The 12,477-nt window shown below is 60.5% G+C and carries 8 protein-coding genes; all 8 read right to left on the bottom strand.

What is annotated here, in order from left to right; genetic code table 11:
• Window positions 1–300 precede the first annotated feature (300 nt).
• Window positions 301–1,536, bottom strand: a complete 1,236-nt coding sequence (locus JNL55_RS18825; RefSeq protein WP_293857092.1) for a hypothetical protein — start codon at window positions 1,534–1,536, stop codon at window positions 301–303.
• A gap of 11 nt (window positions 1,537–1,547) precedes the next feature.
• Complete coding sequence (locus tag JNL55_RS18820) at window positions 1,548–3,653, bottom strand: amidohydrolase family protein (protein WP_293857089.1); 2,106 nt, start codon at window positions 3,651–3,653, stop codon at window positions 1,548–1,550.
• 56 nt (window positions 3,654–3,709) lie between these two features.
• Complete coding sequence (locus JNL55_RS18815) at window positions 3,710–5,494, bottom strand: CocE/NonD family hydrolase (protein ID WP_293857086.1); 1,785 nt, start codon at window positions 5,492–5,494, stop codon at window positions 3,710–3,712.
• Window positions 5,495–5,511: 17 nt separating this feature from the next.
• Window positions 5,512–7,977 (bottom strand): TonB-dependent siderophore receptor, encoded by a 2,466-nt coding sequence (locus JNL55_RS18810; protein WP_293857083.1) that lies wholly within the window; start codon window positions 7,975–7,977, stop codon window positions 5,512–5,514.
• Window positions 7,978–8,076: 99 nt separating this feature from the next.
• Window positions 8,077–9,135, bottom strand: a complete 1,059-nt coding sequence (locus JNL55_RS18805; protein WP_293857080.1) for a FecR family protein — start codon at window positions 9,133–9,135, stop codon at window positions 8,077–8,079.
• Window positions 9,122–9,706 carry an RNA polymerase sigma factor gene (locus JNL55_RS18800; protein WP_293857077.1) on the bottom strand — a complete coding sequence of 195 codons (585 nt, stop codon included), beginning with the start codon at window positions 9,704–9,706 and terminating at the stop codon, window positions 9,122–9,124. The genes JNL55_RS18805 and JNL55_RS18800 overlap by 14 nt, the downstream gene beginning before the upstream one ends.
• A 260-nt stretch (window positions 9,707–9,966) precedes the next feature.
• The gene (locus JNL55_RS18795) at window positions 9,967–12,003 is read right to left on the bottom strand and encodes a M13 family metallopeptidase (RefSeq protein ID WP_293857074.1); all 2,037 of its coding nucleotides are present in this window, start codon (window positions 12,001–12,003) and stop codon (window positions 9,967–9,969) included.
• A gap of 76 nt (window positions 12,004–12,079) precedes the next feature.
• On the bottom strand, window positions 12,080–12,477 hold a 398-nt coding region (locus JNL55_RS18790; protein ID WP_293857071.1), incomplete at its 5' end, for an alpha/beta hydrolase family protein.

Genomic DNA, 12,477 nt, shown 5'->3' with positions numbered 1-12,477 from the left:
CTGACGCAGTCGGTGCAGGTGGCCAACGTCGGTATCACTCGCTACACCTTCGACAACCTCGCCCCGGGCACCTACTACTTCGCGGTCCGCGCTTACACCGCCAACGGCACCGAGAGCAACAACTCGAACGTCGCCTCTAAGGTCGTGCAGTAAGCCTAGTCACTCCAGCGCGGCGCGAGCTTGACACTCGCGCAGCCTTTTCACGGCGACCGACGGCGGTCGCCGTTTTTTTATGCGTAGACGCAAGTATCCAATCATTCGAACGACTCGTTTCAGTCCGGGAATGGAGTCCGGCTAAGATCAATCATTGCGCACCCCCTCCACGTCTCTTCGATTTCGCTCATCGATCTCTCTAACGATGTTTGCAATGTCCGCGTCGCTGAGGGACAGATTTCTATCCCCCTTCCGGATCTGCATCTGTCTGGTGAACTCTCGCGACCGTTGCAGAGTGAGGATGTCAGTGATTCGACGTTGCATCCTGAACTCCGACCTCGGCGCCAGATACACATAGCCGTCGGTAACATCAGCCAATGTAAAGCTGCGGCAGCCACCAGCAGTCTCTGCTCCCACGCGCGTCACTGAGGGAGAGAGATATCCAAGCTGAGAACTCGGCACAGCGCCTAACGCCGTTACAGATCGCACATCGACGCCGAGTTGCCGCTTCTCGGGAAACGCCGCCGTAATGAGCGATTCAGCCTGTGCCACTTCGGGCCCGGCTTCGCTGCCATGAAGTGTGATGCGAAAGGTACGGTCGCCGATGTAGCTATAGATCAGGTTTCCGGCGCTTCGTGAGTGCCCGCGATGCCAGCCTTCGTAGTGAGTCCCTTCAGGGTTCTCTTCGGCGTAGAAGCGCGTGCTGGTATGTCCCGAGCCAGCGTAAATCAGCGCCTTGGCATCTTTCTCGATGAACTGCCGGCTGATGATGTCCGCCCAGAGAATATTCCGGCGACTGCCGTAGTCGCCGCCGATCCAGCGGTCTCGGGCTTTCGCATCCATGCCTTTCTCGCCCTCCCGTAACTGCGACCACTCGGTGGGACCTAATGGCACATCGAGCGCCACGACTCTGAACCTCGGAGCGTCGGCTGGTAAAGCATGGTTGATCTCCCAAGCCACGCGCAGCACATCCCGATATTCCCTGAAGCTGGTATGCAACAACCTGAAATTGAAAATCAGATCGTTCGCCAGGGACTCATCGTAGTGCCGGCCATTGAGCAACTCGTCGACTTTCGCCTGGTCCTTGGAGAGCAGAAATTCGTAGCCGAGGTTGTGAACTCCCGCGGCGTATAGCTTAGAGATCAACCGCTGCAGGAACTCGATATTCTGCCTGACGTAGTGCGGCCCCTCGCCGAGGAACACGATGTCGTGATCGCGAAACTTGCCAACCACGTAGTCCTCGGCCGGCTGCGCCTCTCGACGCAACTGTTCCAAGGACGCCCGCTCCTGCGCATTCTGGCCGGCAACCATGTGTGGCGCGCCGAATCCGAGCAGTGCCGCTGCGAACATCGCAACGAGCTTCGCATCTATACATCGCTTCACTCTGGATCCACTCATCGCTCTGACACCACCCGACCATCCTTGATGACCAGCGCCACACTGCGAATGTTCTTCATCTGCTGCAAGGGATCTGCATCGAGTAATAGCAGGTCCGCCCTGCTGCCTGCTGTAGCGGTGCCGAACTCACGCTCCTTGTGTAGCCACTTCGCACCATTCACTGTGGCCGCCTGCAGGATCACGGCATTCGGCACACCGATCTGCTCATAGCGCTCGAGCTCATCGAGCAACGAGTTGTTGTCCGAGCCGGCGAGCAACTGCACCCCGTTGCGATGAGCCTCCAAGGTCAGCGTGGATAGATCCGCCGCGCGTTGTGTCTCGGTCTGCCAGTTGTCCAAGCCGTAACGAATCTGCTCCATGCCTGTTGGAAAGTAGGCCGTCAACGTGGCATCCAGCATCACGCCACGCGCCGCCATGTCACGCAGCATCTGCTGAACCGCGGGACCTTTCGGATCGGGGCGAGGCTGATACTGCTGCAGACCGAGGCGGGCCATGGAAACCTTGATGGGCTCCTTCTCCCACTGAGGATTCTGGGTGTCGGGAACGAAGCCGTAGTAATAGTTGTTGGCGTGATTGACGCCGCTGATGCCTGCAGCAATTGCAGCCGGCCAACCTGTGCGCGCCATGTCGCCCGTCACCGGCAGTCCCACTGCCTTCGCAGCGGTGATAACCGCCGCCGAGACTTCCGGCGCAAGGAAGTAGTAAAGCTTGATTCCGTCCACACCTTGCGCGTGCAGGGAGCGCACCAATGCGGAGGCCGATTCCGGACGAGACAGCAGCACATCCACCATGGGTTTATAGCTGTAGCTGTCCAGCAACGGGCCGAGCGTATAGATGCGCGGCCCTGTGAGCAGACCATGCTCGATGGCGTCGCGCAGATTCAAACTCTCTGCGAGGTCTGCGCCTGGATCGCGGATCGAAGTGATTCCTTTCGCGAGCATGTCCTCGCCGCTGTACAGGAAGTGACGCCAGTAGTGATAGTGGCTATCGACCAAGCCCGCCATCAGAAAGCGTCCCTTCGCATCGATGACACGGACTGCGCTCGATGACTTGGAACTCCTGGCCGGCACGGCGCCTTGCCAAACTCGCAAGATGCGGCCGGCTTTGACCTCTACGTTGGCCTGTTCCATCACGTCGGCACTTCGCCCGTCGAACAATCGCGCGTTGGTAATTAACAAGTCGACAGGCAGGCGTGCGGGGAGGACGAAGCTCGCCCGAAACGGAATCGGCGATGACTTCCCTGACTCGAGATCGACGCGGAACACTTTGCGCCCAGCGACCAGCACCGCCGTCTTCCCATCCGGATGCAGCGCGAGCTGCTTGCCGTCATAGGGACTGGAATACACGCGCCGCGCAGCTCCCTGTCGCAGCGAACGTATCGTCAAATGCTCAACGCCCTCCTCGCGATCGATATAGATCAGCGACGCGCCGTCGACACTCCAGCGCACCGATGTCTCATCGACTTGAGGGCTGCTGGTCAGCCGCTCGACGCTGATCGGGTCCAGGTTCATCACTACCAAATCGCGCACGCTGGGAAATCGCTCGCCGACATGTTCCAACGCCACCTGCGTGCCATCGGGAGACAGCGCGAACGACCAGACCGCTTCGGTCTGGCCAAAAGTCCACTGCCGCGGGCCATCTTCGCCCGCGGCAGTGGAACCATCGGCCTGCTTGGTGCTAGCGGCACGCCCGGTCGGCACCGACCATAGATGAGCAGCGAACTGATTGCGGTCTTCGATGAAAAACAGCTGCGGCCGCGTCGGGTGATAGTCGATCTGGCCGATCTGAAACTCGGTCCTGAAAATGCTCCGCCTGGTACCGTCGGCAAGCGCATGCACGATGAGCTCACTGCCGGTACGGTGTTGTTCGGCGTAGGCCAAAAATCGTCCGTCGGTCGACCACGCAGGGTGCGACTGCCATTCGGTACCGAAGCTCAGCTGTCGGGCGTCACCGCCCTCCATCGGCACCAACCAGATTTTCCCCAGCACCGCGACAGCAAGCGTCTTGCCATCGGGTGAAATGGCCGGATCTTGAACGCCGCGTTCCACGTCGACCGTTCGCGACACCGAGCCACGCGCGTGTGCAAGAGACACCACGCTCATGAGAAGCATCAGCAGAACGAGGACGTCACGCATACAGCTCTTCGCGCCGTACTTGCTCACGGTTGGCCCATGGGCACGTACAACGTACTGGGTCGAGTCCGATCGTGATACAGAGTCACCGTGACCGGCTGAGCATCCCGCATGGATTCCAGCGCGACGACGCCGCCACTGTTGTAGTTCTTTTGCGAATGCATGGAGTTCGACGGAGCGATCACCAATCGAAGCCGACTGCCACGCTGCAGCTGACGCGAGACGAATGAGAAGTCACTGAAGTCGTAACGCAACGGCGCACGGGTGTCGATAAGCTTGGGCTCACGCACGCTCTCGCGATAACGCGCACGCATGCTCGCGTCGCTCAAATGAATACTACTGCCATCGATCTTAATCTCCGAGACCGCCACAGTGAAATCCGTATCCGGCCGGTCGATGGCAATCCATGCGGAGAGTTTGAAGAAGCCACTGATCTGCACCGACTCGGCGAACGGCTCGGTGTGATATACAAGTTGCTTGCCGCGATTGGCATGCACTTGTCTCTGATCCACCAGTCCGCCGACGCTAGACGGCGCGCTATCCGCCTCTGCACTGCTGATGTCGCGTGGATCGTAGATGTAACTATCCGGCTTGCCGCGAGCCACCCGATCTCGCAGCAGCGAACCTGACGCCAACACATCGGTGGCGTTGTGGTTCGAGTCGAGCGACATTGCATGCGACTCAGCAGTGATGGCTTGCAAGCTCGGCGCATACCGCCATTGCTCGGCTCCCATCACATAGTAAGCCACCGGCGCTTTCAGAAACTCTGGCTTCGGCCCGCCTTGCATGGTCCACGCATACCATTCGAGGTGCAGCTTCGGCAGATCCACCAGACTCGCCTCGGCAAACGTCAGGCCGCCGAACTGCGCCTGCGGCGTGCGCGTGCCGGAGTGATTCCAAGGACCGATGATCAGATAGTGCCGGGCGCGCGCCTCGGGAGTCGCATGGCGCATGTGCTGTGAGTAGAACTCCAAAGCACCGGGCTGATCGGCATCGTAGCTACCGGTGATGGTGAGTATAGGCAACTGCATGTTCCGATACTGCTCGGCCGTGGGCACGTGCGCATCCCAATACTCATCGCGATAGGGATGCCGGAGCCATTCTTGAAAGATCGGCGAAGGCTGGCCCAGCAGCGTATCGAACTCAGCCAGCGGCCGTCCCGACTCGAACCAGTCGCGACTCAGCGCCGACCAGAATGACTCGTCATCGAACAACTTCTGCTGGGAAGCGCGCCCAGCAGTCAACGCGAGCCATTGCATGGCGTATGGATACGCAATGTTATTGCGCATCGGAAAGTCGAGCCCCGGATACACCGAGGCCACCGGCACGATGGTCGCCAGGCTCGGCGGCCGCTCCTTGGCCAGCGCCCATTGATCGTAGCCGGCGTATGAGCCGCCCCACGTGGCCACCTTACCGTTGCAGTAAGGCTGCTTCGCCAACCATTCCACCACATCGTAGCCGTCGCGCGCTTCCTGTATGAGGGGCCGAAAACTTCCTTCCGAGTTGCCCCGCCCGCGCACGTCCACCGTGAGGAACGGCAACCCGTGCGAGGCGAAATACATGCCGCGATCGTGATAGGTCTCGGAGATGTACGGCGTCAATGTGAACAGACAGGGCGCGGGCCCTGTCTGTCCTTTCGGCGTGTAGGCCGTCGCATTCAGATGCACTCCATCGCGCATCGGAATCTTGACGCCCCACTGAAACTCGACCTTCGCCGCCGCCGGCTTCGTCAATTTCTGTTCGGCCTTGCTGGTCACGGCGACCAGCAAGCCACACACCAGCAACAGCATGCTCGATGAGACACGATTCATCGCAGGGCCTGCTCAGATCAGAACGACGTACGCAACGTCAACGTGAGGCTGCGAGGCTCGCCGTAGAAAATCCAGAAGGGCGAGCGCAGGTTGTAGTACGTCTCATCGAACAAGTTATTGACGTACAGCGACACGGAAGTTTTCTCCGCCATCTGATAACTGGCATTCAAACTGGCTAGCCAGTAGGCGTCCTGGACAGCGCGCACGGCACCGCTTTGCACGTAGCTCTCGCTTTGTGCGTGCACACCGCCGCCCAGTCGCCACCGACCCTGCAGCCCAGGCAAGCGGTAGGTGGACCACAATTTGAACAAGTGCTTCGGCGTGTAAGAGCTGAATGCCGCGCCTTCATTCACAGTGGGCGCATTGGCCGCATCGCGATCCTTTTCATACTTGGTGGTGTTGAAGGTGTAGCCCGCCGCCACTTCCCAATTGCCGCCCAGCCGTCCGGACATTTCCGCTTCGAAGCCTTCGCTGCTCACTTCGCCATCCGGAACGAAGTAACAAACCGGGCTGCCCGCTGCGCAAGGACGCTGTGGGTCGGGCAGCGCGCGGTTTTTCTGATCGATACGGAACATCGCCAGCGATGCGAACAAGGTGCGATCCAGGAATTCCCCTTTGATGCCGAGCTCGGTGTTGGCGCCGACGATGGGATCGATGGGCTTGCCTGGAAATTCCAGAGCGCGCACCTGGGGCAGAAATATATCGGCGTAGCTGCCATACACCGAGAACGTATCGTTGAGTTCGTAGACGATGCCAGCGTAGGGAGTCACTACGCCGTCGCCACTGACCTTGGAGGGCGGGCCGACATAAACGAAATCGCCATCGCTGTAATGCTGCGCGAACTTCCACCAAGACACGCGAGCGCCAACCGAGATCGTGAGCGGGTCGGCGACGCTGAAGCGGCCGCTGGCATACAAGCCCGATTCCGATGTGTCCAGCGTGCTTTCCAGAAACGCCGGCTGAACCCGCACCGGCACCGGCACGCTCGCCGGATTCCAGTTGAAGATATCGGCCGGTCCGCCCGACGGATTCAGGACATAGTAAGCAAGCGTGTCTTCGACACTGCGAGTGGAGCCGCCGAACATCAGATGATGCGTCCGCCCGAACAAGCTGATGTCGCCTTGAGTGAACGCGTCCACACCGGTGTGCTCGACGTTGCTAGGAAAGTCGGCGCTATCCAGAAAGGGCCCGGTGCCGGTGGCCGGATCCACCCAGCCAACGATGGCTGCGGTTCGCCATTGATTCGAACCTTTCAGGTAATTGCCCACCACTCGGGTCACCCAACCATTGGCGGCAGTCCATGCCAGTTCGACGAACGCGTTCTTGTTGTCGAAATCCATGTGCGCCCATTTCGGTCCCAGGAACGTGGAACGCGGCAAGCCAATGTCGCTGCCATCCGTGTAGCGCGGCAAGCCAGCGCCGAGCGGCGTCTGTTCCAGCAGCGTCTGCGTGTAGCCGGCGGACAGCACGAGATCCGGTCGCAAGTCGTACTCGACGATTCCATGCAGCACGGTTTTCTTCTGATGAGCGACGTCATAAAAGAAGTCGCTGTCCTGATGCGATAGCACGGTGCGACCACGCAAGGTGCCGGACTGATTCAGCGGGCCGGTCAAGTCCAGCTCGCCTCGATAGTTGTTCCACGAACCGGCGCTCAACACGGCGGCGCCGGCAAAACGATCCTTGGGACGCTTGCGCACCATGTTGACGGTGCCGGACGCATTGCCCGACCCCTGCAACAAACCGTTAGCGCCACGCAGGACTTCGATGCGCTCGTAGATCCCCAGATCCGGACTCAGCACCACGTCCTGGTTGGAACGATCGATGGGAATGCCATCGACCTGGAAGATGTTCAGATCGAAGCCGCGCGCCGAGTAGGTTTCCCGATTGGTGCCGGCGGACACGACGGTGATGCCGGTGGCGGCAGTCATCGCCTCGGTCAGCGTCAACAGATTCTGGTCTTCGATACGCTGACGGGTGATGACGGAGACCGACTGCGGCACTTCTCGCAGCGTGCGTTCGTCACGACCGAACGAGATCCGGTTGCTGGTGATGGTGACCTCTTCCAGCACGGAGTCCAAACCGGAGCTGCGCTTCGAGCCGTCAGCGGCGAGCTCAGACTGGTCCGTCTCGCCGGCGTCCCGAGTTTCGAACGATGTCTTTTCTTGTACGGCGCTAGTCCGAGTCGTGATCAGTAAAGCTCCCGACAGCTCGTCGGTGCGTAGTATCAGCGGCGTTCCCTGCAGCAACTTGGCCACTGCCGCTTCGAGCGACATGCTGCCGCTGACGCCTGGCGTGCGAATGCCTTTGAGTTGATCCGGGCTGTACATCAGCTCGACGCCCGATTGCTTGGACAGCAACTCGAGCGCCGCCTTGAGTTCGCCAGCAGGAATATTGACACTTTCGAGGCCAGCGGCCTGTACACACAGCGCCGCGGAGCACGCGAGTGCGAGTACGACGGATCGCGGCAGAATGGATTTCAGCATTGGTGGTCCCCGTGCGGCTCTGGTTGATGGTCCGCTAACTACCGGGACGATCCAAATTCAAATATCCAACAGTGCGACCTGAATAAATCCGCAACTCGGTCAGTGAGCAGAGCCAGCACGCTCGGCCGAGCCGAGCAACGTCGTTTCGCCATTCTGTTGTAGAACGCGCACTGGATAGCCCGCTTCGAGCAGGCGCAGGAAGCCACCCACGTTGGTCGACCGGAATTTTCCACCGACTCGCAGGCTCGCAACAGTTGCGTCGGCGATCACGATTTTCTGCGGGGCGTAACGGTTGAACTCGGCAACGGCTTCCGCGATCGTCACGTCTCGGAACACGAGATACCCGGACCGCCAACTCAGCACTTCCTCGACCTCCGACAATGGCGCGCCATGCACCTCCGTGCCAGCGGAGCCAGCCCTAGCTACATCGCCGGCGCCGAGCTGGTAGGACGACGCCGTGCTGCCGCTACCCTCTTCCACGCGCACGCGCCCCTCTGCAACGACGACCCGAACATCGCCTGCCTCTCGGCGAACAGAGAATTGTGTACCCACGGCGACGACACGCCGATCGCCTGCCACCACCACGAATGGACGTGTCGAGTCCTTGGCAACATCGAAGAACGCTTCGCCGCGATCCAGACTCACGCGACGCTCACTCTGGCTCAATGCAACTCGTATCTTGCTGTCAGTCCCGAGGGTCACGCTCGAACCATCCGCAATCGGCACGATGGCGAGCCCGCCGACTGGAGTGAGGTACGACTGGCCCGCGGGCCAGAGCGACCAAGTGGCGATGGTCACGACCAACAGGATGCCTGCAGCGAGTGCCCCGAACCGCTTGAGCGATCTTGCCGGCGGCCTGGATGGCACAGTTGCCTCGATCGCTGGCTCTGCAACTGCCGCTGCCGCCGTTGTCGGGTCAAAGAAAGGCGAGAAATTCCACCCATCCGGCTTGGGCAGCACTCCAGGCGGAACCCCAGCACTGAGCGCCTTGAGCCGCGCCGCGTTCTTCCATGCCGCCTGCGCACGCACGAAAGCCACTCGGTTGCGAGTGGACTGCTGCAACCATTGATCGAGCGCAGCCTGGTCCGCATCGCTCCAACGGTCGCCAGCCCGCTTCGCAATCCACGTTGCCGCAATGCTGTCGCTATTGCCGTCCATGACTGACCTCGTGCTGTTCCGACTCGCCGTCGAACTGTTCACTCCTGCTCACCTGCGCCTCTTTACCGCCAAACAGGTAACTCGCGAGTAACTCGGTACCCCGCGCTAGATGCTTCTCGATAGTCCCTTCGCTCACGCCGAGCCGATCCGCGGCGGCCCGTATCGAGATCTCCTCGACACGGCGCATCCACATCACTTCACGACACTTGGGCGGCAACTGGTCGAACGCTTGCGCCAGTCGCTGCAGTTCCTGGCGTGCGCTGGTGCGCTGTTCCGGGGAGATCTCATCCAACAGGACGTTCAGGACCTCCAAATCCCCCGTTGCGTCGATCGATACGATGCGTCCTCGGCGTACTCGATCGGCCATCAAGTTGCGAGCCGTGGTGAACAGAAAGGATTTGGCCGCGACCGGGCGCGCCTTCATGCCCGCCTCGTAAACGCGGACATAGATATCCTGACGCAGGTCGTCGACCTCCTCGCGCTTCGGCCAGATCCGCTGCAGATAGCGCACCAGCGACTCCTCATGCACGAGGATCTCGCGTTCGAACCAGCTATCCAGGGATTCGGCCATGACGCCGACGTTACAACGAATGGCTCCAGCTATGTAGGCCTGGCGGGTGAGACACGGTTGTTTTTTGTGGTCGCCAGGCTGGCGCTGGGGGAAAACTCCGCTTCGCTCGTCCCGGTTGAAATGGCACTTCGAAAGCGCTGACTCTGGCAAATTTCTGCTCCGTGCTCTTCCCAGGTCGTGGTGTATCAAGATTTGTTACACCTGCATCACACCTGCCATTTTCGTTGACGGCAGGCGCGGCAGCGTCATCACATAGGCAGCTACCATATCTCGACGCGCTGCTCCGGGCTCAGATAGAGCTTGTCGCCCGGCTTCACATCGAATGCCGCGTACCAGGCATCGATGTTGCGCAGGGGGCCATTCACCCGGAATCGCTCCGGGCTGTGCGTATCCTTGAGCACATACTGCCGCAGAGCATCGTCGCGATACTTGGCGCGCCAGATTTGTGCGTAGGCGAGAAAAAAGCGTTGATCGCCGGTAAGGCCATCCACGATGGCAGCCTTGCGTCCTTTCAGGGAGCGATGGTAGGCGTGGTAGGCCATGCTGAGACCGCCGAGGTCGCCGATGTTCTCACCGATCGTGACGGCACCATTGACGTGCAACCCGGGCAAGGCTTCGAAAGCCGAGTACTGCGCGATGAGCTGAGCCGCGCGCGCCTTGAATGCGGCGTCATCCGCCGGCGTCCACCAATCCATCAGGTTTCCTTCAGGGCCGAACTGACGTCCCTGATCATCGAAGCCGTGCCCGATCTCATGGCCGATGACAGCGCCGATGGCGCCATAGTTCACAGCGCTATCCGCATTGGGATCAAAGAACGGCGGCTGCAGGAATGCAGCAAGAAACACGATCTCGTTGTTGAGCGCATTGTAGAACGCGTTGATCGTCTGCGGCGGCACGTCCCACTCTTCGTGATCCACCGGCAGGTCGAGGCGAGCGATCTTGCGACTCCATTCCCACTGCGCAACACGGTGCGCATTGCCGATCGGATCATCGCTCCGGATGTCGAGCGTGGAATAGTCTTGCCATCGCTCCGGATACCCGACCTTGGAGACGATGCTGGCCAGTTTCTGCTGCGCGCGCCGCTTGGTCGTCGGCGTCATCCAGGTGAGCTGTTCGATGCGCTCTTTGAAAGCCGCACGCACGTTCTCGACCAACTCCTCCATCATCACTTTGGATTGTGGCGGAAAATACTCTGCGACATAGATGCGGCCGATCGCATCGCCGAGGGATTGGTCGACCGCCTGGACCGCGCGCTGCCAGCGTTCGCGCTGGACAGGCTGGCCGCTCAGCACCGTTCCGTGAAAGGCAAACGTCGCGGCGCCGAAGCGCTTCGGCAAGTAATCGCTGTGATCGTCGAGGTAATGAACGATGAGATAGGACTGCAGCGTCGCGATCGGCGTGTCACCGAAGATTCGTGCGATCGCTTTTATCGCCGACAACTCCCTCAGGATGAACTCCCGACGGGCACCGACCTGGGCGGCATCAAGAAAGGCTTGCCAATCGAAGCCCGGGGCGTAGCTCAGCAGTTGTTCCTTGCTACGTGGGTTGTAGCTCGCTTCGATGTCGCGCTGCTGCTGTAGAGACCAATGGACTCGAGCAAGCTTCGATTCGAAGGCCATGACGTCGCGCGCCTGTTCTCGCGCCGCCGGCAGCCCCGCCAGCTCCAGCATCTGGCGCAAGTAATCCAGATACTTCCCCCGAACTTCCTTGAAGCTGGCCTCGTCCCTGAGGTAGTAGTCGCGATTCGGCAGACCGAGTTCGGCTTGGCCGATCCGGACTGAATATCTATCGGGACTTCGCAAATCCGGCCGCACAGTCAAGGTAAAGACTGACTTGAACTGCGGAAGCGCGATCAAACGCGCGATGTCGGTCCTTGAGCTTGCCGCGGCGATACGGCGCAGATCCGGCTGCGCAGATTCGAGCCCGTTGGCCTCGATCGATGACTCGTCCATGAAGGCGGCGTACAGGTCGCCGATCTGGCGTTCCGGGGAACGCGGAGCGGAATCCGCTGCACGCGCCGCTTCGATGATTCTTCGCACGCGCTGCGCGGTCAGCTCGCTCAATCCCTGAAATGCGCCGTAGGAAGCGCGATCCGCGGGGATTTGAAAGTTCGCGTACCAATGGCCGCTGGCATACTCGAAGAAATCATCACCGGGCCGAGTACCGGAATCGCCGGCAGCAAGCGCCAGACCGAAGCTGCCGATCTGGGCCTTGCCGGCCGAGTCCGCCGCGTCGGCCGGCGCTCCCTGACACACACAGGCCACGACCAGCGCCGCGACTGATGCAGATAATTTCATTGACTCGATATCTCTCGTCAGGCGGATGTCCCGGAGCTGAAAGGTCTCGATCCTTTCAGCCCCGGAATGACGGGCCCTATCTCGGCTTGCGTGGCTGCAGATGCCGCGCGAGGAAGGCATAGATATCTCGCCGGGATTCTTGCGCCAACTTGGTATCGATCCGGTTGAAGGAGTGACCCCCTGGCGGATCCTGATAGATCTTGTAATCGAACTTCTTGTCCGCTGCCTTGAGCGCCAGGATGAGATGCTCGACTTCCATCACGTTCACGTCGCCATCATTCGTGGCGGTATGGATGAGCAACGGGGTGCGCAACTTGTCGGCGTGGAAGACCGGAGAGCGGCGTCGATATTCCCCGGGATCTTCCGCCGCCGTCGCGCCGATGAAGCTCGCGAACCGCGTGTTGTACTCCTCGCCGGAATAGCCCATGCGCTGCACGAGATCGCTCGCCGGCACACCCGCATAAGCCACCTGAT

This window comes from Steroidobacter sp., from assembly GCF_016790065.1.
In the GTDB taxonomy this organism is placed as follows: Bacteria; Pseudomonadota; Gammaproteobacteria; order Steroidobacterales; family Steroidobacteraceae; genus Steroidobacter.
This window is presented reverse-complemented; position numbering and strand designations above follow the sequence as displayed.